General features: G+C 62.4%; 24 protein-coding genes and 2 pseudogenes. 13 read left to right on the forward strand and 13 right to left on the reverse strand.

All coding sequences use genetic code 11. The annotated features are described in order from the left end of the window. On the forward strand, window positions 1-317 hold a 317-nt coding region (locus H3221_RS09935; RefSeq protein WP_318011449.1), incomplete at its 5' end, for a LasR-specific antiactivator QslA. Between the two features lie 336 nt (window positions 318-653). Beyond that, a complete protein-coding gene (locus H3221_RS09940; protein ID WP_196475772.1) occupies window positions 654-1,103 on the forward strand; it encodes a carboxymuconolactone decarboxylase family protein in 450 nt (149 codons plus the stop codon). Between the two features lie 51 nt (window positions 1,104-1,154). Here the strand turns inward: H3221_RS09940 and H3221_RS09945 are convergent, their stop codons facing one another. Beyond that, the gene (locus H3221_RS09945) at window positions 1,155-2,321 is read right to left on the reverse strand and encodes an MFS transporter (RefSeq protein ID WP_196475771.1); all 1,167 of its coding nucleotides are present in this window, start codon (window positions 2,319-2,321) and stop codon (window positions 1,155-1,157) included. A 95-nt stretch (window positions 2,322-2,416) separates the two neighbouring features. On the opposite strand from H3221_RS09945, the gene H3221_RS09950 reads away from it, so the two are divergent. Further along, a complete protein-coding gene (locus H3221_RS09950; protein WP_196475770.1) occupies window positions 2,417-3,310 on the forward strand; it encodes a LysR family transcriptional regulator in 894 nt (297 codons plus the stop codon). Between the two features lie 278 nt (window positions 3,311-3,588). Here H3221_RS09950 and H3221_RS09955 read toward each other — a convergent pair whose 3' ends face one another. Beyond that, window positions 3,589-4,092, reverse strand: coding sequence for a MarR family winged helix-turn-helix transcriptional regulator (locus H3221_RS09955; protein WP_196475769.1), 504 nt, complete (start codon window positions 4,090-4,092; stop codon window positions 3,589-3,591). Between the two features lie 85 nt (window positions 4,093-4,177). Here H3221_RS09955 and H3221_RS09960 point away from each other — a divergent pair, with 85 nt between their 5' ends. Together H3221_RS09960 and H3221_RS09965 are read left to right on the forward strand one after the other, a co-directional pair. Beyond that, window positions 4,178-5,080 carry a DMT family transporter gene (locus H3221_RS09960; protein ID WP_196475768.1) on the forward strand — a complete coding sequence of 301 codons (903 nt, stop codon included), beginning with the start codon at window positions 4,178-4,180 and terminating at the stop codon, window positions 5,078-5,080. Continuing rightward, entirely contained in the window at window positions 5,077-6,255 is a 1,179-nt protein-coding gene (locus H3221_RS09965; protein ID WP_196475767.1) for a cyanate transporter, read from the forward strand. Before H3221_RS09960 ends, H3221_RS09965 begins: the two co-directional genes overlap by 4 nt. Before the next feature lie 12 nt (window positions 6,256-6,267). On the opposite strand, the gene H3221_RS09970 is transcribed toward H3221_RS09965, so the two are convergent. The 4 genes and pseudogenes from H3221_RS09970 to fadD2 all read right to left on the reverse strand — a co-directional run bounded on the left by H3221_RS09970 (window position 6,268) and on the right by fadD2 (window position 11,996). Next, the gene (locus tag H3221_RS09970) at window positions 6,268-7,425 is read right to left on the reverse strand and encodes a methyl-accepting chemotaxis protein (protein WP_450091411.1); all 1,158 of its coding nucleotides are present in this window, start codon (window positions 7,423-7,425) and stop codon (window positions 6,268-6,270) included. Between the two features lie 6 nt (window positions 7,426-7,431). Continuing rightward, window positions 7,432-7,953: pseudogene (locus tag H3221_RS26005) on the reverse strand (cache domain-containing protein); the annotation flags it as partial. 273 nt (window positions 7,954-8,226) lie between these two features. Next, window positions 8,227-9,915, reverse strand: a complete 1,689-nt coding sequence (gene fadD1 / locus H3221_RS09975) for a long-chain-fatty-acid--CoA ligase FadD1 (protein WP_192981263.1) — start codon at window positions 9,913-9,915, stop codon at window positions 8,227-8,229. Between the two features lie 392 nt (window positions 9,916-10,307). Beyond that, the gene (gene fadD2 / locus H3221_RS09980) at window positions 10,308-11,996 is read right to left on the reverse strand and encodes a long-chain-fatty-acid--CoA ligase FadD2 (RefSeq protein ID WP_160020468.1); all 1,689 of its coding nucleotides are present in this window, start codon (window positions 11,994-11,996) and stop codon (window positions 10,308-10,310) included. A 232-nt stretch (window positions 11,997-12,228) separates the two neighbouring features. Between fadD2 and H3221_RS09985 the strand changes: the two genes are divergently transcribed. The 8 genes and pseudogenes from H3221_RS09985 to H3221_RS10020 form a co-directional block, all read left to right on the forward strand. After that, entirely contained in the window at window positions 12,229-13,179 is a 951-nt protein-coding gene (locus H3221_RS09985) for an alpha/beta hydrolase (RefSeq protein ID WP_196475765.1), read from the forward strand. Further along, the gene (locus H3221_RS09990; protein WP_196475764.1) at window positions 13,176-13,649 is read left to right on the forward strand and encodes a MaoC family dehydratase; all 474 of its coding nucleotides are present in this window, start codon (window positions 13,176-13,178) and stop codon (window positions 13,647-13,649) included. The genes H3221_RS09985 and H3221_RS09990 overlap by 4 nt, the downstream gene beginning before the upstream one ends. A 348-nt stretch (window positions 13,650-13,997) precedes the next feature. Then, complete coding sequence (locus tag H3221_RS09995; RefSeq protein WP_196475763.1) at window positions 13,998-15,530, forward strand: Fic family protein; 1,533 nt, start codon at window positions 13,998-14,000, stop codon at window positions 15,528-15,530. Between the two features lie 521 nt (window positions 15,531-16,051). Continuing rightward, complete coding sequence (locus H3221_RS10000) at window positions 16,052-16,528, forward strand: tetratricopeptide repeat protein (RefSeq protein ID WP_196475762.1); 477 nt, start codon at window positions 16,052-16,054, stop codon at window positions 16,526-16,528. Between the two features lie 402 nt (window positions 16,529-16,930). Beyond that, window positions 16,931-18,202, forward strand: a complete 1,272-nt coding sequence (gene codB / locus H3221_RS10005) for a cytosine permease (protein ID WP_196475761.1) — start codon at window positions 16,931-16,933, stop codon at window positions 18,200-18,202. Next, a complete protein-coding gene (locus H3221_RS10010; RefSeq protein ID WP_196475760.1) occupies window positions 18,199-19,422 on the forward strand; it encodes a PucR family transcriptional regulator in 1,224 nt (407 codons plus the stop codon). Before codB ends, H3221_RS10010 begins: the two co-directional genes overlap by 4 nt. A gap of 11 nt (window positions 19,423-19,433) precedes the next feature. Beyond that, the gene (gene codA, locus H3221_RS10015; RefSeq protein WP_196475759.1) at window positions 19,434-20,669 is read left to right on the forward strand and encodes a cytosine deaminase; all 1,236 of its coding nucleotides are present in this window, start codon (window positions 19,434-19,436) and stop codon (window positions 20,667-20,669) included. Window positions 20,670-20,866: 197 nt separating this feature from the next. After that, window positions 20,867-21,106: pseudogene (locus tag H3221_RS10020) on the forward strand (cytosine deaminase); the annotation flags it as partial. Between the two features lie 266 nt (window positions 21,107-21,372). Here H3221_RS10020 and H3221_RS10025 read toward each other — a convergent pair. The 7 genes from H3221_RS10025 to H3221_RS10050 all read right to left on the reverse strand — a co-directional run bounded on the left by H3221_RS10025 (window position 21,373) and on the right by H3221_RS10050 (window position 26,203). Then, entirely contained in the window at window positions 21,373-22,224 is an 852-nt protein-coding gene (locus H3221_RS10025; RefSeq protein ID WP_196475758.1) for an efflux RND transporter periplasmic adaptor subunit, read from the reverse strand. An 11-nt stretch (window positions 22,225-22,235) separates the two neighbouring features. Then, on the reverse strand, window positions 22,236-22,439 hold the full coding sequence (locus H3221_RS10030; RefSeq protein ID WP_196475757.1) for a DUF1656 domain-containing protein: 204 nt from the start codon (window positions 22,437-22,439) through the stop codon (window positions 22,236-22,238). After that, a complete protein-coding gene (locus tag H3221_RS10035) occupies window positions 22,426-24,414 on the reverse strand; it encodes an FUSC family protein (RefSeq protein ID WP_196475756.1) in 1,989 nt (662 codons plus the stop codon). The genes H3221_RS10030 and H3221_RS10035 overlap by 14 nt, the downstream gene beginning before the upstream one ends. A 194-nt stretch (window positions 24,415-24,608) precedes the next feature. Continuing rightward, window positions 24,609-24,725 carry a cytochrome c oxidase subunit CcoM gene (gene ccoM / locus H3221_RS25665; RefSeq protein WP_017361612.1) on the reverse strand — a complete coding sequence of 39 codons (117 nt, stop codon included), beginning with the start codon at window positions 24,723-24,725 and terminating at the stop codon, window positions 24,609-24,611. A gap of 198 nt (window positions 24,726-24,923) precedes the next feature. Next, window positions 24,924-25,085: a hypothetical protein gene (locus H3221_RS10040; RefSeq protein ID WP_093049229.1), complete on the reverse strand. Its 162-nt coding sequence runs from the start codon at window positions 25,083-25,085 to the stop codon at window positions 24,924-24,926. Next, a complete protein-coding gene (locus tag H3221_RS10045) occupies window positions 25,082-25,681 on the reverse strand; it encodes an alpha-ketoglutarate-dependent dioxygenase AlkB family protein (protein ID WP_196475755.1) in 600 nt (199 codons plus the stop codon). Before H3221_RS10045 ends, H3221_RS10040 begins: the two co-directional genes overlap by 4 nt. A gap of 228 nt (window positions 25,682-25,909) precedes the next feature. After that, entirely contained in the window at window positions 25,910-26,203 is a 294-nt protein-coding gene (locus H3221_RS10050) for an aspartate-semialdehyde dehydrogenase (protein ID WP_196475754.1), read from the reverse strand. Between the last annotated feature and the right edge of the window lie 142 nt (window positions 26,204-26,345).

Raw genomic sequence — 26,345 nt, forward strand, 5'->3', positions numbered from 1 at the left:
CTGGAGGGCCGAGCATGAATGAGCTGCAACGACACTTCACCCACCTGCCCGGCCATGACGGGCAACCGCCCGCCGAGTTCGGCTGGAACACCGATTGCCAGACGAGCTTCGGTCACGGCGTGCAGACTGCGCAGGCCTGGCTGGACGACGCCAACAGTGGCTGGCTGTGGGCCAATCTGTTGCTGGAGCGCCAGCTCTATCCGCCAGGTGCGCAGCGCCATGCCTTCGAGACGGGCTTTCTCAGCCGCATCCACCAGCGCCTGTGCTCGCCGCTGGGCGGCGGGCATCAGGCTCTGCGCACGGAGTTGCGGTTGTAACGACTCAGGCGAGGGCATGCCCTCGCCTCTTAATTGATCGTTCCCACGCTCTGCGTGGGCATGCAGTCCTCGATGCTCCAGCGTCTACCACGAGCAGTGGCGCGCCATGCGGTGACGCGGAGCATCACGGGCTGGCTCCCACGCCGGAGCGTGGGAGCCATCGTATTCCGTTCACAGAGCTGAGCAGCCATGAGCCAAGGGCATCAAAAGCCACAACGGCCATGCCACAAAGTGGACCGTTCATTAAGCCTTTAATTGGATCAATACCTTGATCCTCTTAGTTGTCTTAATTGAGCAGACCTTACCGACTCCCCCATCCACAAAGGGTACTGCTCTATGACTCGTCTGAATTGGTTTGAGACTTCACCGGGTGCAGCAAAAGCACTGGGTGGGCTGCACCATTACGTCACCACCGGAACGAACCTGCCGTCTCAACTCATACATCTCGTGTTCTTGCGGGCATCGCAAATCAATGGATGCGCGCACTGCATCGATATCCATTCGCGAGATCTGATCAAGGGAGGTATGTCAGTAGATAAGCTCGTTCTGGTGCCAGTCTGGCATGAGGCCGCGCATCTGTTTTCCGACCAGGAACGTTCCGCCCTGGCCTGGACGGAAGAAGTGACCCTGGTTGGTGAAACGCATGTGTCCGATGAAGCTTATGCCGCGGCATCGTCCGCATTCACTCCGAAAGACCTGGTCGACCTCACGGCCGCTATCGCAGCCATGAACGCGTTCAACCGCATGGGTGTCAGCTTTCGCTTGAGCCCTGCTGCGAAGGCGTAAACCGGAAAGGGGTGGATTCATTTAATCCGCCCCTTCCCAATTGTCGCTCTCTTAGATCGCCGCAGCCGCCACCGCCCTGGAACGCCAGGCAAACCCCAGCACCATCAGCAGCCCCAGCCCGGCCATCGCCGCACCGGCCAGCGAGATCGCCGGATAGCCCAACCCCGCGTTGATCACCGCGCCGCCCAGCGCCGCGCCGATGGCGTTGCCCAGATTGAAGGCGCCGATATTCACTGCCGAGGCCAGATTGGGGGCGTCGTGGGCGGCTTCCATCACACGCATCTGCAGCGGCGGCACGATGGCGAAGCTGGCGATGCCCCAGATCAGGATGGCCACGGCGGCTGGCAGCGGCCAGCGCATCAATACGGTGAAGGCCAGCAAAACCAGGATCAGCGCACTCAGCGAGACGATCAGGGTGCGGTCGACGGAGCGATCCGCCGCCTTGCCGCCCCACACGTTGCCCAACGTCAGGCCGATGCCGTACAGCACCAGCATGGCGGTGATGAAGGCGGTGGAGGCCTGGGTCTCGCTGCTGAGGATCGGCGCGATATAGGTGAACACGGTGAACATCGCGCTGGAACCAATCACGGTCAGGGCCAGGGCTGCCAGCACTGGGCCACGGCCCAGCACGCGGATTTCCGCCAGCACGCCGTCGCTCTTCGGCAGCGGCACGTTGGGCAGGGCGAACCACAGCGCGAGCATGGCCAATACACCCAGGCCAGTGATACCCCAGAACGCCGTGCGCCAGCCGAGCACTTCACCGAACCAGGCTGCCAGTGGCACACCGCCGATGGTCGCCAGGGTCAGGCCCATGAACATGGCGGCCACCGCCCCTGCACGTTTGTCTGGCGCGACCACGCTGGCGGCGACGATGGAGCCGACGCCGAAGAAGGCGCCGTGGTTCAGCGAAGTCACCACGCGGGCGATCAGCAGGCTGGTGTAATCGGTCGCCAGGGCGGACATCAGGTTGCCCAAGGTGAAGATGGCCATCAGCCCGATAAGCAGGTAGCGCCGGGGAATCTTGCCGGTGGTCAGGGTCATCAGTGGCGCGCCAAGCAGCACGCCCAGCGCGTAGGCACTGACCAGCAGACCGGCAGCCGGAATGGAAACGCCGAGATCGCTGGCGATACCCGGCAACATGCCCATGGGGGCGAACTCGGTGACACCGATGCCGAAGGCTCCGATGGCGAGTGCAACTAGGGGTGGATTGATACTCATGGAAAGGCTCCTCATCTATGCCGCGAATGCTACGATCCAGCCTTTACCGGCGGTAGATGGCATTTCTGGCAAACACCTTTGCTTACGGAGCACAAATGGACTTCAACGGCAGGTCAGGTGAGATGGTGGTGTTCGCCACCGTGGCGGAGGAAGGCAGCCTGTCCGCTGCGGCGAGAGCGTTAGGACTGACACCCTCGGCCGTCAGCCGGATCATCGCGCGCACCGAGCAGCGCCTTGGCACCCGCCTGCTGCTGCGCACCACCCGCGCGATCACCTTCACCGCCGAGGGCGAGGCGTATCTGCGCGGCGCCCGGCGCATCCTCGCCGACATGGCGGAAGTCGAGGAAGCCATCACCGACCAGGGCGTGCCACGGGGTCGCTTGCGTGTGAGTGCCGCGCTCGGCCATGGCCGGCTGGCCATCGTGCCGCTGGTGGCCGCCTTCAGTGCGCGCTACCCGAACATCACCGTCGACCTCAGCCTGGGCGACGAAGTGGTCGACATCCTCGGCGGCCAGGCTGACGTAGCCGTGCGCTTCGGCCACCTGCCGGACAGCCCGCTGACCGCCCGCAAGGTCGGCGAAACCGGCCAGGTGGTGGTGGCCTCCCCCGACTACCTGCAACGCCACGGCACGCCGCAGCAGCCGGAAGACCTGTTGCAACACAACTGCCTGCGCTTCAACTTCCGCCGCGCCGAACCCAACTGGCCTTTTACCCGCGACGGCCAGGCGTTCTCCCTGAAGGTTTGCGGCAACATCGAGTGCAGCAGCGGCGAGGCGCTGGCGCAGTTCGCCCGGGTCGGCGCCGGCATCGCACGCATCGGCGAATTCAGTGTGACCGAGGACCTGCAGCGCGGTGATCTGGTGCCGCTGCTGCAAACCTTCAATCCCGGTGATCGGGAGCCGATTCATGCGGTGTTCGTGGGCGGTTCGGCGATGCCGGCACGGGTGCGGGTGTTCGTGGATTTCCTGGTGGAACATCATCGGATGTGAGCCGAGCAAGTGGCTGGCGCTGGACGGTTGCGCTCTGCCCCGCCCTCACGGAAGACCGCTGCCCAGGGAAAAAACCGCGCTACATCTGCATTTCCGCCAGGGCTCTGCGCAATGGTGCGTCTGATATCTGTATCGACCCATATCGATCGTTCCCACGCTCCGCGTGGGCATCCAGCCCTCGACGCTCCAGCGTCCACCACGGGCGGTTGCGCGCTGTGCGGTGACGCAGAGCGTCACGGGCTGGCTCCCACGCCGGAGCGTGGGAGCCATCGACACAACTACTCCCCGTCTCGCTCAGCCAACCCCGCCAGCAACTTGCCGTGCAATTCATGCAACGTGCGCTGCTCATCGCTGGTCAATCCTGCAAGCACGCGCTGCAGGTTGCCCACATGGGCCGCCATGATGCCGTCGATCAGCTCGAAACCAGCCAGGGTCAATGCCACCAGCACGCCGCGACGATCACTGGGGTGCTTGCGTCGCTCGATCAGGCCGGACTTCTCAAGACGGTCGATACGGCTGGTCATGCCGCCCGAGGAAATCATCGCGGCCTCGTACAACGCAGTCGGCATCAGCGCATAGGGTTCACCCGAGCGGCGCAGAGTGGCGAGCAGGTCGAACTCGCCGGCCTGCAGCCCGTGCTCGGCGAAGAACGGCAGCAGGTGGTCGCGGCTGATCATCAGGCTCAACTCACCCAGGCGGCCGATGACGGCCATGGAGAAGGCATCGAGATCGGGTCGTTGCTGCTGCCACTGTTCGGCAGCCTGTTGTGCACGGTCTTGCATATCGCCCTCGACTTATCTTGCCATCAAGATACTTTTCAAAAAGAATGTCACCATCGTAACGCATTCACGCCAAGGAGGCATCACCATGCCCGGTTCCCGCTCCAGACCATTTCTGGCCCTGTCACTGCTATTCACCATCGGTGCACTGATGGGGCTGACCACCAATCTGGTGAAGATCGCCGGCACGCTGGGCTGGCCACCCCTGGCCTATCTGCTGTGGAGCCTGCTTGGCAGCGGTCTGCTGTTGTTGGCATTCAGTTGGCTACGCGGTGAGCGGCCCGGCCTGGGCGCTACCTCGCTGCGCTACTACCTGGCTTCGGGGTTACTCAGCATCACCCTGCCCAATGGCCTGATGTTCAGTTCGATCCCACATGTCGGTGCCGGCTTCGCGGCCATGTGCCTGGCCTTTCCGCCATTGGTCACCTACCTGCTGGCACTGGCCCTGCGCATGGAAGGCCTCAGCCGGATTCGCCTGTTGGGCATCTGCGTCGGCCTGCTAGGCAGCATCCTGCTGGCGCTGGGCAAGCTGCTCAGCGGCGACAGTCCCTTGCTGTGGGTGCTGGCGGCGCTGTGCGTGCCGGTGTTCCTGGCACTGGGCAATATCTACCGCTCGCGTTACTGGCCGCAGGGCGCAAGCCCGCTGTCTCTGGCGCCGGGCATGCTGCTCGGCGGCGCCTTGTTGCTGGTGCCCCTGAGTGGATTGGGACTGGACCTGCAACCTCGCCTGCACGATACCGCCACGATCGCGCTGCTGGCCGCGCAGATGGCGCTGTTCGCCATGGTCTATGCGCTGTTCTTCGTGCTGCAGAAGCTCGCCGGCGCCGTGTTCCTCAGCCAGTTAGGCTCGGTGGCGGCGATCATTGGCGCGGCCATGGCCATCGGCCTGTTCGGTGAGAGCGGCAGCCTGTCGATGTGGCTGGCCGCCGTGTGCATCGTCGGTGGTGTACTGCTGGTGGCCTCGCGTGGTGCCAAGGAGGCGGAGGCATGAAGCGTCAGACCCTGTTACTGCTCGCCATCGTCTTGCTCGGCCTCAATCTGCGCCCGGCGCTGGCGGCCATCGGCCCGTTGCTCGACCGCATCCAGTTCGACACCGGCCTGGATCATGTCGGCGCCAGCCTGCTGACCAGCCTGCCCGTGGTGATCATGGGGCTGGGCGCCTTGGTCGCCGGCTCGCTTCGCCGGCACGTTGGCGACAGCGCCGGAATTTTCCTCGGCGCCGTGTTGATCGCCCTGGCCTGCCTATTACGCGGACTGTTGCCGAGCGCCACGCCATTGATCGCCAGCGCTTTGCTGGCCGGCGCCGGTATCGCGTTCGTGCAGGCTCTGCTGCCGGGCTTGATCAAGTCGCGCTTCGCCTCGGACAGCGGCCGCCTGATCGGTTTCTACAGCTGCGCGATCATGGCAGGCGCGGCTTTCGGCGCGGCATTCACACCCTGGCTGACCCACTCGCTCGGGTGGTCGTGGGCGCTGGCGAGCTGGGCACTGCCGGCCGTGCTCGCCGCCGCGCTATGGCGCCGGGCAGCGCCAGGCAGAGCGGTGACCATGGCCACGACCACGACCACGCCGCCCCTGGTGCTCTGGCGCTGGCCCAGGGCCTGGTTGCTGATGAGTTTCTTCGGCATTGGTACGGCCGGCTACACATTGGTGCTGGCCTGGCTGCCGCCTTACTACACGGCCCTGGGCTGGAGTGCGCAGAGCAGCGGCCTGCTGCTGGCTGCACTGACGCTGTGCGAGGTAGTCGCCGGCCTGCTGCTCTCCAGTGTGCTGCCTCGCTTCCCTGATCGACGCCCGCTACTGGCACTGGTGCTGCTGTCGCTTTTTACCGGCTTGCTGGTTTTGCAGCTGGCACCACAGACCCTGGTGGTGCTCGTCGCCCTCTTGCTCGGTGTCGGTATTGGCGGTCTGTTTCCGCTGTCGCTGGTGGTGGCGCAGGACCATCTTGAGGACCCTGAGCAAACCGGCGACCTGCTGGCGTTCGTTCAGGGCGGAGGCTACCTCATCGCCGCATGCGCGCCCTTGCTGGCAGGCGTATTGCGCCGCTACAGCCCGGACCTGAGCCTGAGCTGGCAGTTGATGGCGTCGGCAAGCGTGGTGCTGATGGTCATGGCCGTGCGCTTGAGGCCTGCTCATCAACACCCGGGTCGCGGTGTCGTGACGGACTGAAGCGCTCGCGACTCAGACGCGGAACTGGCCAACCAGGCCCTGCAGGCGCCCGCCCAGGCCATCAAGGTCGCGCGCGGCCTGCGCGCCCTGCGCGGCATCGCTGGCGACTTCGTCCACGGCGACAGCGATCTGGTGCACGCTGCGGTTGATCTCTTCGGCCACGGCGGTTTGCTCCTCGGCGGCACTGGCGATCTGCGCGTTCATCGAGTTGATGGTGCCGATCAGCACCGCGATGCTATCCAGCGCCTCACCGGCATGGCTGGCCTGTTCGCGGGTGCTGTCGCCCATCTGGCTTGCGCGCTGCATCGCCGCCACGGCCTCACCCGTCGCCTGCTGCAGGCGGTCGATCATGCTCTGAATCTCACCCGTGCTCTGCTGGGTGCGACTGGCCAGGGCGCGCACTTCATCGGCCACCACGGCGAAGCCACGCCCAGCCTCACCGGCTCGCGCAGCCTCGATGGCGGCGTTGAGGGCCAGGAGGTTGGTCTGGTCGGCGATTGCACGAATCACTTCCAGCACGCTGACAATGCCCTGTACGTCACGGCGCAGGCTATCCAGCGATTCGCTGCTGCTGCGCACTTCACCGACCAGCTCGTGAATGTGCGCGATGCTGCCATCGACCACGCGCTTGGCATCCTGCCCCTGCTGATCGGTCTCGCGCGCGGCCTCGGCGGCACGCTGGGCGCTCTGCGCCACTTCATGAGCAGCAGCCGACATTTCATTGATGGCGGTTGCGACCTGATCGGTTTCGTGACGCTGCCCGGCCATCGCCTGTTCGGAGCGCTGCGCCTGACTGGACACATTGCCGACCAGCCCGAAGAGCTGATCGGTGGTCACCGACACCTGTTGCACCAATGCATGAATCTTGGCGACGAACGCATTGAACGACGTTGCCAGCTCGCCCAGCTCGTCCTGACTGGTCACCGGCAGGCGCTGGGTCAGGTCACCCTCTCCCGCCGCCATGTCATCGAGCTTGCTCTTGATCAGCTGCACCGGTTTGGTGATCGATGCAGCCAGTGGCAGGGACAGCAGAGCCAGCACCAGCAGCAGGCCAATCGCGGAGCCAAACATGACCATCAGCAGGCGATCGACGCTTTGCTGGAACTGCGCACGCGCTGCCTGGACATCACGTTCGACCCCGTCGAGGTTGACCGAGGTGCCGAAGACCATCTTCCACTTGGGCAGGTAGTGCGAGTAACCGACCTTGGGCACCAGCATCTTGCCGTCGCCGAGCACGAAGCTGTAGTCGACGTAGTGGCTGCTATCCATACCGGCTCGCACCAACTCCCGAATGGCGTAAATACCATTGGGATCACGGAAACCACTGAAGTCCTCGCCGATGCGATCGTTGGTGTTGCCCTGCAGAATGCGGCGCACGTTGCTGTCATAGCCCCAGAAATAACCATCCGCACCGTAGGCCAGACGCTTGAGCACCTCGACGGCCTGGGCGCGCGCGTCCATGTCGCCGTCGGCAGAGGCCTGGTAGATCGGGGCAATCGCGTTGACTGCCAGCTCCACGTACTGCTTGATCTCCGCCTTGCGGTCCGCCACCAGCTTGGCGCGGGTCTGCGCCTCCTGATGATCGGCCAGATTACCGAGTACGACGAAGGCGATAGTGCTGAGCAACAGGGTCAATAAACAGATAGGGCCCAAAGCCAGAACCAGCACTTTGGCGCGTAGACGCAGGGAGAAGATCATTGGCAGTACACCTTTACCGGCATTTTGATGTTACCGAGCCTTCATATTGCCAAGATGGTGACGTCAAAAGAACAGACACAAGCAAAAACTGGTATGACCAGCTGCATCAATTCAATGAATGAACTTCCTCCACCTGCTCAAATCACAACCCGCCATGACCAATGACGGCAGATAAGCGCTTGTTCACGTCATTTCAGCCTGAAAGGCCGCCCCCTCGACTGCCAGACAACAAAAAACCCGCCGTGGCGGGTTCTTCGTATCAGCGGGCCCGAATCACTTCTTGCCCAGTTTCTTCAGCTCTTCGTCACGCAGTTCGCGACGCAGGATCTTGCCGACGTTGGTGGTCGGCAGTACGTCGCGGAACTCAACGGCCTTGGGCACCTTGTAGCCGGTGAGGTTGGCGCGCATGTGCTCCATCACCTGCTCCTTGGTCACGCTCTCGCCCGGCTTGACCACCACGAACACCTTGATCGCTTCGCCGGATTTTTCGTCCGGAATACCGATGGCGGCGCACTGCAGCACACCGGGCAGGGTCGCCAGCACGTCTTCCAGTTCGTTCGGGTAGACGTTGAAGCCGGACACCAGAATCATGTCCTTCTTGCGGTCGACGATGCGCAGATAGCCATCTTCCTGGATCAGACCGATGTCGCCAGTCTTCAGCCAGCCTTCGGCATCGAGGATTTCGTCGGTGGCGTCCTGGCGCAGCCAGTAGCCCTTCATCACCTGCGGGCCCTTCACGCACAGTTCGCCGATCTCGCCGATGGCCAGTTCCTGACCATCGTCGTTGATGATCTTGCACAGGGTCGAGGGCACCGGAATACCAATGGTGCCGAGCTGGATGGCGCTGAACGGGTTGACCGTGGCCACCGGGCTGGTCTCGGTCATGCCGAAGCCTTCGCAGATGGCGCAACCGGTGACGTCCTTCCAACGCTCCGCGGTTGCCAGTTGCAGGGCCATACCGCCGGAAACGGTGAGCTTCAGGCTGGAGAAGTCCAGCTTGCGGAAATCCTCGTTGTTGCAAAGGGCGACAAACAGGGTGTTGAGGCCGACGAAACCGGTGAAGCGGTACTTGGCCAAGTCCTTGACCACGGCCGGCAGGTCGCGCGGGTTGGTCAGCAGGATGTTGTGGCCACCGATCAGCATCATCGCCATGCAGTGAAAGGTGAAGGCGTAGATGTGGTAAAGCGGCAGCGGCGCGATCAGCACCTCGCAACCTTCATCGAGGTTGGCGCCCATCAGCGCCTTGACCTGCAGCATGTTGGCCACCAGGTTGCGATGGGTGAGCATCGCGCCCTTGGCCACGCCAGTGGTGCCGCCGGTGTACTGCAGCACGGCGACATCGCCATTGTTCGGATTGGCTTCGCTGAAGCTCTGGCCACGGCCCTTGGCCAGGGCATCGTTGAGTTTGACTGCCTTGGGCAGGTTATAGGCCGGCACCATCTTCTTCACGTGCTTGATCACGGCATTGACCAGCAGACGCTTGAAGGTCGGCAACATGTCGCCGACTTCGGTGACGATCACCGTCTTCACGCCCGTCTTGGGCACGACCTGTTCGGCCAGGTGGGCCATGTTGGCCAGGCAGATCAGCGCCTTGGCGCCGGAATCATTGAACTGGTGTTCCAGCTCCCGCGCGGTGTACAGCGGGTTGGTGTTGACCACCACCAGGCCGGCGCGCATGGCACCGAATACCACGATGGGGTACTGCAGCACGTTGGGCAGTTGCACGGCGATACGGTCGCCGGGCTTGAGATCGGTGTGTTTCTGCAGGTAGGCGGCGAAGTCACCGGACAGCGTGTAGATCTCGCCGTAGGTGAGCGTCTTGCCCAGGTTGCTGAAAGCAGGCTTGTCAGCGAAGCGTTGGCAGGACTCTTTCAGTACCGCGAGGATGTTCGGGTACTGATCGGGATTGATTTCGGCAGCAACCCCAACGGGATACTTGTCCTTCCAGAAGTTTTCGGTCATGGAAGCCCACTCCTAAGCAACAGCTGATCTTCACCGCGCGAGGGCGGTTGTTTGTTGTGTGTATAGCTCGCTTTCCCGCTGACCCAGGGGCCCGGAAGCGCGCCGAGAGTAGCAGCTTTGCCAGAGGCCGACTAGCACCAAACATGGGCTCAAGAGTCGCAAAAGTGACCGAAAAAGACCGCGCAGTCACAGATGATCCTTATCTTCGTGAACCCGCGAAAAGCCTCTAGCGCGCATATTACAGCGCGTAGAGCCTAGCTCGTCTCTGCCGGTGATGCAGCACTGGGCTGCATGAAACACGCGAGGGTAGTTACTAAATCACAACAATTACACTGCCCGACGGCAGTTGAGGCGGGAAAGCCCCTCCCCCAACAGTGGGGAGGGGCTTTGGGTCAGGCGATGTCGCGCAGCTCGCGACGCAGGATCTTGCCGACCGGGGTCATCGGCAACGAGTCCTTGAACACGATGTGCTTGGGCACCTTGTAGCCGGTGAAATTTTCCTTGCAGTAGGCCTTGAGCTCCTCGACGGTCACGCCGCCGTCACGCGGCACCACGAATAGCTTGACCACCTCTCCCGACTTGTCGTCCGGCACGCCGATGGCCGCGCAACTGGCGACTTTCGGGTGGGCCATGACCACGTCCTCGATCTCGTTGGGGTACACGTTGAAACCCGAGACGATGATCATGTCCTTCTTGCGGTCGACGATACGCACGAAGCCGTCGGCGTCGATCACGGCAATGTCGCCGGTCTTGAACCAACCTTCTGCGTCGAGCACTTCGGCGGTCGCTTCCTCACGCTGCCAGTAGCCCTTCATCACCTGCGGCCCCTTGATGCACAACTCGCCGCGCTCACCCAGCGGCATCTCGTTGCCGTCGTCGTCGATCACCTTGAACGCCGTGCCCGGCACCGGAATGCCGACAGTGCCCAGACGCGCCTTGTCGCCGTAGGGGTTGGTACTGGCCACCGGCGAGGTTTCGGTCAGGCCGTAGCCTTCGACCACGGTGCAACCGGTCATCTGCTGCCAGCGCTCGGCAGTCGCCTTGACCAGCGCGGTACCACCGGAGTTGGTGACCTTGAGGTTGGAGAAGTCGAGGTTCTTGAACTCGGGGTGATCCATCAGCGCAACGAACAGGGTGTTCAGCCCCAGCAGCGCGGAGAACTTCCACTTGCCCAGTTCCTTGATGAAGCCGGGGATGTCGCGTGGATTGGTGATCAGCACGTTCTGGTTGCCGTTGACCATCATGCACATGCAATTCGCGGTGAAGGCATAGATGTGGTAAAGCGGCAGCGGCGCGATCATGATCTCCTGGCCCTGCTTCATCAGCGGCGTGCCGTCTTCACCGAGCTGCGCCAGGCAGGCGTCCACCTGCAACATGTTGGCCACCAGGTTGCCGTGGGTGAGCATGGCGCCCTTGGCCACGCCGGTGGTGCCGCCGGTGTATTGCAGCACGGCGATGTCGTCATGACCGACCTTGACCGGCGTCAGCGTCTGGCCGTGGCCCTGCTTGAGCACCTGCTTGAAGGCAATGGCCTGGGGCAGATGGTAGTCGGGCACCATCTTCTTGACCTTCTTCACCACGGTGTTGACCAGCCAGCCCTTGAGGCTCGGCAACATGTCGCCCATCCTGGCTTCGATCAGGTACTCGATCTCGGTATCGGGCAGCACTTCCTGCACCAGCTTGCCGAACATGTTCAGGTACACCAGTGCACGCACCCCGGCATCCTTGAACTGGTGGCGCATCTCGCGCGCGGTATACAGCGGGTTGGTGTTGACCACGATCAGCCCGGCGCGCATGGCGCCGAACACGGCGATCGGATACTGCAGCACGTTGGGCATCTGCACCGCGATACGATCACCCGGTTTCAGGTCGGTGTGCTTCTGCAGGTAGGCGGCGAAGGTCGCGGAGAGACGATCCAGCTCGGCATAGGTCAGCGTGACGCCGAGATTGCTGAAGGCCGGACGGTCGGCGAAACGTTTGCATGAGCGCTCGAATACTTCGATCACCGACTTGTAGCTGGACAGGTCGATATCGTTGGGCACGCCGGGCGCGCGCTTGTCGTTCCAGAAATCAGGTTGCATTGTTCTTGTCCTCTTCCCCTGAAGTGATCTGGCCCGCGGTGCGGGACTGCCCGGAAAGTAGCAGTTCAGAGCGGCGCCGCAAATAGCTCGAAGGCGTCATTGATGGGCTGAATTTCGCAATAAATGCAGTGATTCGTAACCGATCTTTGCGGCTCGATGAAAATTCGACTGAGCTTTGCCTGATGACAGCCAGAGTGCACAATGCCGCCAACTCCCGGCACAAGGATTCGCCATGCGCCACGACGCCTTCGTTATCAACGCCAGCGATGGCACGCCATTGCAGGTCAATCACTGGTTTGGCGACCAGCCGCCACGCGCGGCGGTCATGCTGGCCCATGGCATGGCCGAGCACAGCCTGCGCTACGTACGCCTGGCCGAAGTCCTGGTAGCGGCGGGCTTCGCGCTCTACGCGCTGGACCAGCGCGGCCATGGTGCCACCGCCGAGCGCGGCACCCTTGGCCACTTCGCCGATGAAGACGGCTGGAGCAAGGTGGTCGGCGACCTGTCCACCCTCAACCACCACATTCGCCAGCAGCATCCGAATACGCCAATCTTCCTCTTCGGCCACAGCATGGGCAGCTACATCGGCATGGCCTACCTGCTGGGTCACAGCTGCAGCCTGCAGGGCGCCGTGCTGTCGGGCTCCAATTACCAGCCCGTGGCGTTGTACAGGGTCGCCAGGCTGATCGCCGGCTTCGAGCGCTGGCGCCTGGGCCCCAAGGGGCGCAGCAAGGTCATCGATTTTCTCTCCTTCGGCTCGTTCAACAAGGCCTTCAGGCCCAACCGCACAGCCTTCGACTGGCTCAGCCGCGACCCGGCGGAAGTGGACAAATACGTGACCGATCCGCTGTGCGGCTTCGTCTGCACCACGCAGTTGTGGTGCGACCTGCTCGAAGGCCTGCAGCACATCACCCCGACCAGCAACCTGGCGCAGATCGATGCCGACCTGCCGCTGCTGGTGATCGGCGGCTCGCGCGACCCGGTCAGCGACGGCAAGCGCCTGGGTGATCTGGCTGGCGCCCTGCGCGAGGCCGGCGTGCACGACGTGCAACTGAAGATTTATCCCGAGGCCCGTCACGAGTTGCTCAACGAGAGCAATCGCGACGAGGTCACCGCCCACCTGATCGACTGGCTGCAGCAGGCGCTGAGCCAGGGTCGAAGCCCAATCAAGGAGTGCCCATGACACAGATCACCAATATCCCCTACGAAGCCCTCAGCGTCGGCCAGCAAGCGGCCTTCGAGAAAACCGTGGAAGAGCGCGACGTGCAGCTGTTCGCCGCCGTCTCCGGCGATAACAACCCGGTGCACCTGGACGCCGCCTTCGCCGCCGAGACGATGTTCAAGGAGCGCATCGCCCACGGCATGTTCACCGGCGCGCTGATCAGCGCTGCCATCGCCTGCCGCCTGCCCGGCCCGGGCACCATCTACCTCGGCCAGCAGCTCAAGTTCACTCGCCCGGTGAAGCTCGGCGACACCCTGACGGTGAAGCTGGAAGTGCTGGAAAAACTGCCGAAGAACCGCGTGCGCATCGCCACCCGCGTGTTCAACCAGGACGGCAAGCAAGTGGTCGACGGCGAAGCTGAAGTGCTCGCCCCGGGCAGCGAGCAGACCGTGACCATGCCGCCGATGCCGCAGGTGACTGTTGTTACGTAACGCCTATGAACGGCTGGGCCAGGTCTCCCTGGCACCACAAATTGAAGCGGCTGCCATGAACATGAACGCCGCCTTCGACCTGAAAACGAAGCAGTACTGTCCTCAAGCCGAAGTGAGGTACGAGCCGTTTCAGTGGTGGAGTGTTAAAGATGTGAGGTGATTGACCGCATCCGCGTCGATCAGATCAAACTGCGGCGCGATATTAAATAACCTTTAGGCAGTACCGGTGGTCTGTCTCGCCTCCTTGGTCAACTCTTTGATGCTCATGGCCTGGGCAATTGACTATAAGTTTTTCCAAGAAAACCGTGTAAATTATAGTTTTCTCGCGCTCCCTATAGGAAATTCGCCATGCGGCAACCCATTGAGCGAGCCGGATACAGCTGGCTGATCAACGCCCTCGATCTTCGCTGTGTGCCGCTTGATCGTGAGTGTGTCATAGGCTCGCGCCAAGCGCTCTCTCAGTCCGCTGGTGGAGTGAAGGTAGAGGTCTTCACCAAGGGGTACGCCAGAGAGCAGCGCCCCATCGACCAGATGCTCTTTGCGCTTTCGTACGAAGGGGTAAATCTGGGTGTCCTGGAGCGCGCCTTCCAGATTCCCGCTGTCCGGGATGACCTGGTGGCGGCAATCGCTGAGAAGCCAGCCAGCGGCTATCTGCGCCGGCTCTGGTATATCTGCGAGCACATTGCAGGCCACCCGTTGCCTCTGCCCGACGCCGCCCAGAACATTCCCTATGAGCACCTGCTGCCACCGGAGAAGTATTTCACCGGCCCAGAAGAGATGTCGCGCAGGCATCGCGTGCGGATGAATCTCTTGGGAACGCCTCGGCTTTCAGCGTTGATTAGCCGCTGGGGCTGGGCAGACGACAGTCTGCTGAATACGCAAATAGTCGAGCGCATGCATGACCAGATGGTTGATTTCTCGGTCACCGAGATTGCTAGAGCGGCACAATACCTGCTGACCACCGAGACTCGCAGCTCCTATGAGATCGAGCATGAGCGTCCAACACCTGATCGAGTCTTGCGCTTTGTCCGAGTGCTGGAACAGGCGGGTCAGCGTCCGCTGGATGAAGAGTTTCTGTTCGACATCCACCGGATAGCCCTCGGCTCGGGGCGCCCTGATCCATCCATTGGCGCATACAGGTATCTGCAGAACTGGCTCGGCCGCGGCGATCTGATCCATCTGATCCCGCCGGCGCCGGAAACAGTGCCTGAGATGATGGAGGAATGGTTTGTCATGCGTGAACGCGTCATGCGCAGTGATGCCCCAGCGCTAGTGAAGCTAAACGCGATCGCGCACAGCTTCATCTACATCCATCCTTTCATGGACGGAAATGGCAGGTTGTCCCGCTTCATCATGCAGGACATTCTGGCCAATGAAGGTCTCAAACTGCAGGGCATCATCCTGCCCATCTCTGCTGGCCTTCTAGTCAACCTGGAAAGTTACATAGGCACCCTCAACGCACTGTCACGGCGGCTACTTAGCGCTACGCAGTACCACCGGAGGGACTTGGCCAGCGACCCTGAACTGGATGAGGCGCATGCCCATCTGTTCGCCCACCTGGACTTCACTGATCTGCAGGGCGAGGTCAATAAAAGCGCTGCACGAGTTCTGGATGGACTCATGCGTGATGAGGTCAACCATCTGGTCAGGCGCGATAGGTTCAAAGAGCAAATGAATCGCGAACTGGATCTGTCGAACCGGGATCTTGAGCTACTTATTGCGGTGATTTACGAGAACAGCGGGCGTGTCTCCAAGCGTAAGCGGACGAGCTTGTTCCAGCACCTGACGGATGAAGATATTGCGCTAGCAGAGAACATCTACGCCGATCTGCATGCGCCGGAAGAACCAGAGCCTGAGGTGACTCTGAATCCCCAGCAGTAGGCTTCGTTCAGGGCGGAATAGCCGACAGGTAGCTCAAGAGCCAGGGGGCGTACCAAGAATTAGTTTACAACTACTTCCGCGATTACGACCCGCAGACTGGGCGGTATGTCGAAAGTGACCCTGTTGGCCTGACCTATGATTTCGATGATCCGGAGCTGGCGCTAGCAGTAGAGCTAGGATTAGTTGACGACTCCCCCCAACAGAGCGGCTTGAACAAGCTGTATCTGTATACAGAAAATAACCCGATCAACTTCTATGATCTTGCGGGGCTTGCAAAAGATAAGTATCAGAAGCCCGAGAACCCAAACAAAAGAAAAGGTGCGGATGAACGAAAACCCAGCGGCGAACGAGAGCGAAATGTTGGCCATCCCGATGGTGAAGAGCACTCGAGGCGTCCTAAAGGCGGTATTAGATTTAGAATGCCAATACCATTTATGCTTGATCCATGCTTGGTAATTCCCACCCTCTGCAACCCGAATTGGCCATACGGTGGCGACCTAAGCTGCTAGCAGGTGATAACGATGAATGACCCGTTCATAGAAATTCATGACTTATTACGCGACAAAAGGCATGAAGATGCTCTTGGAAAGATATATGACAAAGCCAGGGGCGCCATAAAAAGAGATTTTCAGAGTGATGAAAATCATGCCTGGTACATTGTTGGGGATATATTCTTCAAGCAGTCCAACTATGAAATGGCAGCACACTCATTTAAGAAATCGCTAGAAAGCCGAGAGGATGACCTTGAGGCCTGCTGCGCTTTGGCTAATGCTTATTCGACAATGAATATGCCTGACAAATCAGCTGTATGTTTAATTGCGGCCCTCAAGCACAAGCCTGATAGCTCAATATTAAATTACAACCTGGGGAATGCCTATTTTGATATGGGCAAGCACAAAAAGGCTATTAGACATTACGAAAGAGTACTTCCTCAGCATGAGGACATATATGAGATGGCTCAGAAAAACATCCAGAGAGCCAAAAAGCTAGCTTCCTAGTCCCGACAGCCTTCTACTGGCGAGTGCCATAGGTTAACTGACCTGTGGCACTTCGCACCTAACCTCCTTGTTTCGCGTCCTCATCACTGTCGTATCAATTTTCCCAGCAGACTGTTCAGACTTTTTCGGTTTAGGGTGCCAGGTTAAGCCAGTACAGCGTTCAAGTTGGCGCAGCGCCTACAGCCAACAAAATCCGCCACACACTGGTGCGAGACCGCAGCGTCGCGCACCACTTTTGTTCTACACTCACAAACCTTGAGCGACCTGGCGCTGCATAAGCGTGTTTCCTTGTGCACTTCGCACAAAACCCTTTGACCACCTTGCCAAGTGGCCTGCTGCACTGCTTTCTGGCACGCCCCCTGCTATCGCCAAGGCTTCACCATCCATACCGGAGCCAGGTCCATGAGCAACGTCACCCCCGATAGCGATTACCCCCTGAGCGAGGTGCCCAATGGCGCGCGCAAGGGGCTGTTCTCCACCGCCATCCTGTTGTTCGGTTTCACCTTCTTCACCGCCACCATGTTCGCCGGCGGCAAGATCGGCATGGCCTTCGACTTCACCACCCTGCTCTGGGCTGCGGTGATCGGTAACCTGCTGCTCGGTCTGTATGCCGCCGTGCTGGGCCTGATCGCCTGCCGCAGCGGGCTGAATTCGGTGCTGATGGGGCGTTTCTGCTTCGGCGAAGTGGGCAGCAAGCTGTCCGACATGCTTCTCGGCTTCACGCAGATCGGCTGGTACGCCTGGGGCACGGCGACCGTTGCCATCGTCCTGGTGAAGATTCTCGGCCTGCCCGAAAGCCTGACCATCCCACTGATGGTGCTGTTCGGCTTCGGTTTCTGCCTCACCGCCTTCGTCGGTTACAAGGGGCTGGATCTGCTCTCGCGCGTCGCCGTGCCGGCCATGCTGGTGCTGCTGGTGGCTTCGCTGTGGATCGCCACCCGTGATATCGGCGGCCTCGCTGGCCTGCTCGCGGTCGAGCCCAAGGAAAGCATGAGCCTGAGCGTGGCCATTACCCTTGTGTTCGGCACCTTCGTCAGCGGCGCCACCCAGGCCACCAACTGGACGCGTTTCGCCAAGAGCGGCCGCGTCGCGGTGCTGGCCAGCCTGTTCGGCTTCTTCATCGGCAATGGCCTGATGATCGTCGCCGGTGCCTATGGCGCCATCGTCTATCAGCAACCGGACGTGGTCGAAGTGCTGGTGCTGCAGGGCCTGTCCATGGCCGCTGTGGTCATGCTGTTTCTCAATCTGTGGACCACCCAGGACAACACCATCTACAACTTCGCCGCCGCCGGCTGCAACCTGCTGCGCACCGGCAAGCGCAAGACCGTGACCCTGGTCGGCGCCGGCATCGGTACCCTGCTGGCCATCGGCGGCATGTACGAAATGCTGATTCCCTTCCTGATCCTGCTCGGCTCGATCATCCCGCCGATTGGCGGCGTGATCATGGCCGACTTCTTCTACGGCCACCGCGCGCGCTACCCGAAACTGGCCGATGTGCGCTTGCCCGCATTCAATTGGGTCGGCCTGGGCGCCTACCTGATCGGTGCGGTGAGCGCCTACTTTTCGCCCTGGGTCGCGCCGCTGGTGGGCATCGCCGTGGCTGCCCTGGCCTATGTGGTGCTGTTCGAGCTGAACAAGGCCCTGGCCGGCCGCCAGCAGGTCGCTGGCGCGTGAGCCTGACCGTCGCCGACGTGCTCGCCCTGCCCGGCCTGGCCAGCATGCATCTGCGTGCTGGCCAGGCCGGGCGCGACAATGCCGTGCGCTGGCCCTACGTGGCCGAGAACGAAGGCATCGCCGACTGGGTGATGGGCGGCGAGCTGATCTTCGTCACCGGCATCAACCACCCGCGCGACGAGGCCAACCTGCTGCGCCTGGTGCGCGAGGGCCATGAGCGCGTGGTCGCTGGCCTGGTCATCCTTACCGGCGCCGAGTTCATCCAGGCCATCCCGCCCAGCGTCATCGCCGAAGCCGAGCGCCTGAACCTGCCGCTGATCGAGCAGCCCTACGCGCTGAAGATGGTGGTCGTCACCCAGGCCATCGGCACCGCGCTGGTACAGGCGCAGCAGCTCGGCCGTTCGCGCCAGCATGTGCTGGAGCAGGTACTCGACGGTGACTACCAGTCGCTCGACGTGCTGCTGCAACGCGGCGACAGCCTCGGCCTGGCGCTGCACGTACCGCGTCAGGTGGCGCTGCTGCGTCTCGACGGCAGCGAGCAACTGTTCGGCGACCTGCCCGACGAAGACGCCGAGCGCCAGTTGCAGAGCTGCCAGCAATTGCTGCAACGGCGCCTGGAACAGAGCCTCGGCGAACTCGGTGACGCGCTGCCACTGGTTAGCCAAGGCCGCCACTGGATCGCCCTGCTGCCCTGCCCCGATAGCCAAGCCGAAGCAAACAACCGCCTGGCCATGACCATGCTGCTCGACGAACTGCGCCCGCAACTTGGCCCGCTACGCCTGTTTCTCGGCCTGAGCAGCACCGGTTGTGAGGCGCCGCGTTTCGCCCAGGGCCTGGGGGAGGCGCGCCAGGCCCTGGCCGTGGCGCAGCGTTTCCCGGAGCGCCTGGGCCTGTGCAGTTTCAATGAGCTGGGCGTGCTGGAGCTGCTCGGCGCGATCCGCGACCGCAGCCTGCTCGATCGCTTCGTCGAGCGCGTGGTCGGCCCGCTGATTGGCGACGATTCGCGCCACCAACCCGTGCTGATGCCGACGCTGGAAGCCTGGTTCGCCGAGAACGGCAACCTGGCCCTGGCCGCACAGCGCCTCAACGTTCACCGCAATACCCTGAGCTACCGTCTACAGCGCATCGAAGCGCTGACCGGCTGCTCGTTCGAAGACCCGCACGACCGCCTGAACATCAGCGTTGCGCTGTTGATCCGGCGCCTGTCGTCGCCTGCCTGAGAGGAACCCCGATGATCATCCACAATGCCCGCCTGCGCGGCCGCGACGGCCTGCACCGCATCACCCTGGACGGCGAGCGCATCGCCGCCATCGACGTCCAACATACGCTGCACCCCATCGCCGAAGGCGATCTGGACGCTGCCGGCAATCTCGTCGTGCCGCCCTTCGTCGAGCCGCACATTCACCTCGACGCCACCCTCACTGCCGGCGAGCCGGCCTGGAACATGAGCGGCACGCTGTTCGAGGGCATCGAGCGCTGGGCCGAGCGCAAGGCGCTGGTCACCCATGAAGACACCAAGACCCGCGCCAGGAAGACCATCGACATGCTGGTCGACCACGGCATCCAGCACGTGCGCACCCACGTCGACGTCACCGACCCGACCCTGGCCGCGCTCAAGGCCATGCTCGAAGTGCGCGAGGAAACCCGTCACCTGATCGACCTGCAGATCGTCGCCTTCCCGCAGGAGGGCATCGAGTCCTACGCGGGTGGCCGTGCGCTGATGGAGCAGGCCATCGCGCTGGGCGCCGACGTGGTCGGCGGCATCCCGCACTTCGAGAACACCCGCGACCAGGGTGTGTCATCGATCAAGTTTCTGATGGATCTGGCCGAACGCACCGGCTGCCTGGTGGACGTGCACTGCGACGAGACCGACGACCCGCAGTCGCGTTTTCTCGAGGTGCTGGCCGAGGAAGCCCGCGTGCGAGGCATGGGTGCGCGGGTGACCGCCAGCCACACCACGGCCATGGGCTCCTATGACAACGCCTACTGCTCCAAGCTGTTCCGCCTGCTGAAGATGAGCGGCATCAGCTTCATCTCCTGCCCCACCGAGAGCATTCACCTGCAGGGCCGCTTCGACACCTACCCGAAACGCCGTGGCCTGACCCGCGTGGCGGAGATCGACCGCGCCGGGATGAACGTCTGCTTCGGCCAGGATTCCATCGTCGACCCCTGGTATCCGTTGGGTAACGGCAACATCCTGCGCATCCTCGAAGCCGGCCTGCACATCTGCCACATGCTTGGCTACGAAGACCTCAAGCGCAGCCTGGACCTGATCACCGACAACTCGGCCCGTGCGCTGGCACTCGGCGAGCGTTATGGATTGGAAGTGGGTCGTCCTGCCAACCTGCTGATCCTGTCAGCACCGGACGATTACGAGATGGTGCGCAGCCAGGGCCATGCGCTGGTATCGGTACGCCACGGCAAGGTGCTGATGCGCCGCACGCCAGCACAGATCGAGCGCGCCTGATCACGCTCATTTAGTCGTAGGGTGGATGACGCTGTTTTCATCCACCCTTGCGTCAGTCCAAGCGGTGGACAAGCTTCGCGTTTTCTACCCTACGCACTGAGCACGCTCATTTCGTCGTAGGGTGGATGACGCTTCTTTCATCCACCATCACGTCAGTACAGACGGTGGACAAGCTTCGCGTTGTCCACCCTACGAACTGCCACCTGCTTGGCTACGAAGACCTCAAGCGCAGCCTGGACCTGATCACCGACAACTCGGCCCGTGCGCTGGCACTCGGCGAGCGTTATGGATTGGAAGTGGGTCGTCCTGCCAACCTGCTGATCCTGTCAGCACCGGACGATTACGAGATGGTGCGCAGCCAGGGCCATGCGCTGGTATCGGTACGCCACGGCAAGGTGCTGATGCGCCGCACACCGGCACAGATCGAGCGCGCCTGATCACGCTCATTTAATCGTAGGGTGGATGACGCTGTTTTCATCCACCATTGCGTCAGTCCAAGCGGTGGACAAGCTTCGCGTTTTCTACCCTACGCACTGAGCACGCTCATTTCGTCGTAGGGTGGATGACGCTTCTTTCATCCACCATCACGTCAGTACAGACGGTGGACAAGCTTCGCGTTGTCCACCCTACGAACTGGACTGTGCTACCACGCGGAGCGTGGGAGCGATCAATACGTTGCCTGGGCCATTCGCCGCGAGGCGCGCTAGTCCAGACGCACACTGGCAGTCATGCCAGCACTCAGCAGCGTGTCCTCAGGTACCTGATCCAGCTTGATCCGTACCGGAATACGCTGCGCCAGGCGCACCCAGTTGAAGGTAGGCTCGACATCGGCCAGCAACTGCCCGTCCGGGCTGGCGTTGCGGTCGGTGATGCCGCGACTGATGCTCTCCACCTCGCCACGAAGCTGCTGGTCACCGCCCATCAACCAGACCTCCACCGGCGCGCCGACCTGAATGCGCGGCAGCTTGGTCTCCTCGAAATACGCCTGTACGTAGAACGACTGGGTATCGACCAGCGCCATCACCGCCTGCCCGGCATTCACGTAATTGCCCTGCGCCAGCACCAGGTTGGTAATCTGCCCATCGCGCGGGGCATGCACTTCGCTGCGCGCCAGATTCAGCTCGGCCACACGCAGATCAGCCTGCGCTTCACGGTACTCGCTGCGCGCCATCTCGGCATTGATCTGCGCGTTTTCCAGCAGCTCGGCACTGATCGCCTGGGCGCCCAGGCGGGAACGGCGCGAGGCCTCGTGCTCGCGCAGGCTCAATTGCTGGCGACGAATATCCACCACCGCCTTGGCCTTCTCTACCGCCGCCTGATAGCGGTCGCGATCGATGCTCATCAGCAGGTCACCCGCCTTGACCTGCTGGTTGTCGCGCACCTTGAGCTCGACCACCCAGCCGGACACGTCCGGGGCGATGGTCACCACGTCGGCGCGTACGCGGGCGTCGCGCGTCCAGGGCGAGTACATATAGTGCTGCCAGATCCAGGAGCCGGCGAAGATCGCCGCAACCACCATGGCCAGGGTGATGCCGACTCGAATGGTCGAACGCATGCTTTCTCTCCTTACCGCCCCAGCACGGCAATCACGGCCGCTAGGACACAGACATACAAGGCACAATCGAACAGGGCTTCGTGCCAGATCCAACGCGACAGCCCGATGTGCTGCAGCCCCAGGCGCAACACGCCGGTCAGCAGCAGCGCCAATAGCGCGTAGGCCGCCATCGGGCTGAGCAGCACGCCGCCCAGCGACCATTCATGTAACCCCATGGGTTTCTCCCTTCAGATGGCACCATTGGCGCCAGCCGTTCTGCAGCTGCAACAGCGCCGCCTCGGCCAGGCGCTTGTCGATGCTGGGCGTGCAGGCGCGCAGGGACTCCTGCAGTTCGGCCACAGCTGCATTCAGATCGTCTTCACGGCCCGGCGCGGGGCCACGCTCCAGCGCGTCATCGAGGTATTCCAGGAAACGCTGCTGCGACCTTGCCAGGCCGGCGTCTGCATTGGCCAGGCACTTGCGCAGATGCAGCAACTCGTCGCCCAGATCGAGGCCGGCCACGCCATCGTCCCAGCGGCTGCGCGCCTGGTCCGGCCGCGCAGGGTAATGCCGCGCCAGCTGCAACAGACGGTCGGCCATACGTCCGCCGAACCAGTTCTCGGCGCGCCCCAGATCGCGACGGGTCAGCCGCCCGAGGTCGGTCAGGATCGCCTGCATCAGGCGGCGGCCATGCCAGACCGGATTGCGTAACACCACCAGTTTGAAGGCCATCACCGCACAACCGACGCCCATCAGCATGCCGGGCGCTTCGTTGAGGAAGAACTCGACGTTGTAGCCGACACCCGGCGCCGGCAGACAGAGCACGATGAAGTGCAGGCAGAACGAGGTGGAGGTGGCGGCCGTCGCCGGCTTGGCCATACCCAGCACACCGAAGAACAGCGGTACGCCCAGCACCATGCAGAGCATCACGAAGCCATCGATCTGCGGCATCAGAATCTGCCCGACGAAGAACGCCACTGGCAGCGCGTAGAAGATGCCGCGCAGGAACATCATGCCGATCTGCGGCGCGGCCTCGAGGCGGGCAAACAGGCTGCAGACCACGCAGGCCAGCAGCAGCGCGCCGGTGGCGTGGGTCCAGCCAGTGGCCAGCCAGAACGCCGCCAGGGTCAGGAAGGTCAACGCGCTGCGCGAGCCATAGACCAGCGCGGCCTGCCAATCGTAGTGCCAGGACAAGGCGCGCGGCGCATCGGCCGGTGCCCTGCCCTCCTCGACCGCGCGCAAGGCACGGCTGGCATCCTCTACACGCAGCAGCAGCACCATCAGCCGCTCCAGGCACAGCTGCTGGCCACTGCTCAGCTCTTCGTCCTGCGCTGTCTGGCGCAGTTGCTCGACCAGTTCCAGCAAGCCTGATGGCTGCTCCTGCTGCAGGCGCTCATCCACCATCTGCAGCCAGGGCGCGACAGCCTGTGCCTCGGCGCTACTCAGCTGTCGCCACTGCCGCGCCACACCGCGGGCCAGGCGCAACATGCCGAGCAGATCGCGACTCAGCACCCGCAGTGCCACGGCACGCTGGCGACCGCGCGCGCCCTCGAACCAGGCGTGCTCCCGCTGGGCATCCACGGCGACGATGCGCGCCAGCACTTCCAGCAAGCCTTGCCGCGGGTCGGCCTCACCCGCCAGCGCCTGGCGCGACGCCGCGACGCCGGCCTGCCAGGCGTTGCGCGCCTGCTGCGCCAGTTGCCGTTCGACGCGCTGCGGCCAGAGCAAGGCGCTGCTCAGGGTCGCGCAGATGATGCCCAGGCAGATTTCCGTGCAGCGGGCGATGGCCTCATCGAACACCACATGCGGCTTGCCAATGGCCGGCAAGGCGATGATCGCCACGGTGTAGCCGGCCAGCACGAAGGCGTAGGACCAGGCGCTGCGCAGCATGGTCGAGGATGCCGTGCACAGCGCCAACCACAGGGCGAATGCCAGCAAGAACAGCAGCGGCGCCTGGGCGAACAGCCCCATCATCACCACGGCCATGAACGTACCGACCAGCGTGCCGAGCAGCCGCGCCAGGCCCTTCTGCACCACCATGCCGGACAGCGGCTGGGCGACGATGAAGGCGGTCATCAGCGCCCACTGCGGCTGTTCCAGACCGAAACGCAGCGCGCACCACAACGCCAGACCACCGCCGAGCAGGGTCTTGATGGCGAATTGAACGGCTTGCGAGCTTGGCGCCAGAAACGCCAGCAAGGAATCACGCACGGTGGCTACCTGAAAGAATCTCAGCTCTGAACATAGCTGTAGCGATTGGGTTGCGCCTCCATGCGAAACTCAATTATTAGCTAGCTAAGTATTTATGTCCAGAAGGAGCGTGATCTCAGGCAGGCAGCGTGCAAACAAAAAAAGGGCGACCGAAGTCGCCCGAATTGCCTTGCGTGCCCTGTGAACCGGAAGGATCAGCTCTGCTTGCGCTTGTGCGCATCCTTCCAGATGAAGTAACCAACACCCCCGAAGAACGCGACCATCAGAAGTACGGTGCCGACTCCGGCGAGAACCACTGTATCGACGAACATGGCTGCCTCCTGTTATGCCTGTCTGTCTGGGATGGCTTCACGTTATCAGCGCTGGCGGCGGGAAAATTGATCTGGATCAATGGCCGACGAGCAGGCGTGCCCGGGTCAGGGGCAATACTGACCCAGATCAAGAAATCGAGAGGGTACGAGGCGCGAAGCACGGCCTGGCAGCCGTGCACAACGATTTAAAGGAGGGGATCAGCGTTTCTTGGGTTTGCTCTTGGACTTCTTTTTCGCCTTGCCAATCGGCAATACCTGCTCGAAGACTTGGCGCATCTCGTTGAGGCGCTTGTCGTTGAGGTCGTGGATACGCTTGTCGCGTTCGGCGGCGAAATCGATCAGCTTGTCGTCATGGCTCATAGCGGAAACCGAATCAGGCGAAAGGTCAGGTTCAGGCGTGGCGCGCAGGCTTGGCGCGTCTTCGCCACTTGATGTTGCCAATGATGCTGGGTCGGCCCGCGCATGACCAGTAGCGAAGCGTGTTCCAGTGTCAGTGAGTGCTCGATACGCGTGCTGCCGACGCGGCGCAAGTCGAAGCGCCGGCTGCCGCCCAAGTTAAGTGAGGCGATGAGTGGATCACGCCCCAGCTCCGGCTCGGCATCGCTGTGCCAGCCCATGGAGTCCTGGCCGTCGCGGTAATGGTTGAGCAGCACGGCATTGAGCGGTTGCCCGACTTCTCTCTCGACCCGTTGGCGAATCTCGTTCAGCAGTGGCGTCCAGGGCAAGGGCTCGTGAATCTTCCCGGAATAGCGGTAACGCGCCTCGGGGTCGCCATACCAGGCCGTCAGCCGTGGCGTTCGGTGGTAGCGACCATGGATGAACAACTCGGGTTGCTGCCAGGGCGTTTGCTCGACCAGTGCCTGCAGCCAGCTGTCGGCCAGGGCAGCGTCGACCCAGCCGGGCAGATAATCCAGTTCGGCATCGGCGAGTACGGGCAAGGGGTCGGCGAACAGCATGACAACACTCCGGAGCTAATACCTAGCAAAAGCTAAAAGTCTCGCGAGCTAGAGCCATGCAAGGCGCAACGACCAACGGATGTAACAGCCGAAGGCTGGCCCGAAGGGTGAGCGCCAGCGAATCAAACTGGCGAGAAACGGCCGGGGCCGCGCTCGACTGTACTTTTGTACATGAGCATTACTCGCTAGCTTTTAACGCAGCAGGGCCGACGCGCAACAGACTTTTAATCAGACTTCAACGTCTACCCACAGCCCTTGCCGGGGCAGATCACCAAGTGCCTGCTCCACCTCTTCCGGCTCGGCCTCGGCCAACTGTTCAGGGGTGTAGCCACGCCGCTGGCGGCGGCGCTGTTCTTCGCGCAGCAGCTCCTCGGTTTCCTGCGGGTGGCGCTTGTCGAGGCTCAGCGCACTTTCCTTGGCACTCGCCTCGACCGGGGTCACTGGAGGAATCTCGGGCTTGGGCTTGATCATGTCCTGCGTGGCAGTGACCGGCACCAGGCTATGGGGGATAGGTGGTAGCACGTTGCAGCACCTCCTTTGGTCAGGCTGTCGGCCCCGTGCGCCGCGACTTTAGCCGGCGCTCGCTACACTTTTGACTAAGCCGCACGGCAATAGTGCCATGACCGCTTTGGCCGTGGCGCCGCATCCGTTAACATAGTCGGCT

This window comes from Pseudomonas chaetocerotis, from assembly GCF_015712105.2.
GTDB lineage: Bacteria > Pseudomonadota > Gammaproteobacteria > Pseudomonadales > Pseudomonadaceae > Aquipseudomonas > Aquipseudomonas chaetocerotis.

Coding starts and splice junctions, on each gene's coding strand:
- H3221_RS09940 (WP_196475772.1), top strand. CDS start 654: ATGACTCGTCTGAATTGGTTTGAGACTTCACCGGGTGCAGCAAAAGCA.
- H3221_RS09945 (WP_196475771.1), bottom strand. CDS start 2,321: ATGAGTATCAATCCACCCCTAGTTGCACTCGCCATCGGAGCCTTCGGC.
- H3221_RS09950 (WP_196475770.1), top strand. CDS start 2,417: ATGGACTTCAACGGCAGGTCAGGTGAGATGGTGGTGTTCGCCACCGTG.
- H3221_RS09955 (WP_196475769.1), bottom strand. CDS start 4,092: ATGCAAGACCGTGCACAACAGGCTGCCGAACAGTGGCAGCAGCAACGA.
- H3221_RS09960 (WP_196475768.1), top strand. CDS start 4,178: ATGCCCGGTTCCCGCTCCAGACCATTTCTGGCCCTGTCACTGCTATTC.
- H3221_RS09965 (WP_196475767.1), top strand. CDS start 5,077: ATGAAGCGTCAGACCCTGTTACTGCTCGCCATCGTCTTGCTCGGCCTC.
- H3221_RS09970 (WP_450091411.1), bottom strand. CDS start 7,425: ATGGTCTTCGGCACCTCGGTCAACCTCGACGGGGTCGAACGTGATGTC.
- fadD1 (WP_192981263.1), bottom strand. CDS start 9,915: ATGACCGAAAACTTCTGGAAGGACAAGTATCCCGTTGGGGTTGCTGCC.
- fadD2 (WP_160020468.1), bottom strand. CDS start 11,996: ATGCAACCTGATTTCTGGAACGACAAGCGCGCGCCCGGCGTGCCCAAC.
- H3221_RS09985 (WP_196475765.1), top strand. CDS start 12,229: ATGCGCCACGACGCCTTCGTTATCAACGCCAGCGATGGCACGCCATTG.
- H3221_RS09990 (WP_196475764.1), top strand. CDS start 13,176: ATGACACAGATCACCAATATCCCCTACGAAGCCCTCAGCGTCGGCCAG.
- H3221_RS09995 (WP_196475763.1), top strand. CDS start 13,998: ATGCGGCAACCCATTGAGCGAGCCGGATACAGCTGGCTGATCAACGCC.
- H3221_RS10000 (WP_196475762.1), top strand. CDS start 16,052: ATGAATGACCCGTTCATAGAAATTCATGACTTATTACGCGACAAAAGG.
- codB (WP_196475761.1), top strand. CDS start 16,931: ATGAGCAACGTCACCCCCGATAGCGATTACCCCCTGAGCGAGGTGCCC.
- codA (WP_196475759.1), top strand. CDS start 19,434: ATGATCATCCACAATGCCCGCCTGCGCGGCCGCGACGGCCTGCACCGC.
- H3221_RS10025 (WP_196475758.1), bottom strand. CDS start 22,224: ATGCGTTCGACCATTCGAGTCGGCATCACCCTGGCCATGGTGGTTGCG.
- H3221_RS10030 (WP_196475757.1), bottom strand. CDS start 22,439: ATGGGGTTACATGAATGGTCGCTGGGCGGCGTGCTGCTCAGCCCGATG.
- ccoM (WP_017361612.1), bottom strand. CDS start 24,725: ATGTTCGTCGATACAGTGGTTCTCGCCGGAGTCGGCACCGTACTTCTG.
- H3221_RS10040 (WP_093049229.1), bottom strand. CDS start 25,085: ATGAGCCATGACGACAAGCTGATCGATTTCGCCGCCGAACGCGACAAG.
- H3221_RS10045 (WP_196475755.1), bottom strand. CDS start 25,681: ATGCTGTTCGCCGACCCCTTGCCCGTACTCGCCGATGCCGAACTGGAT.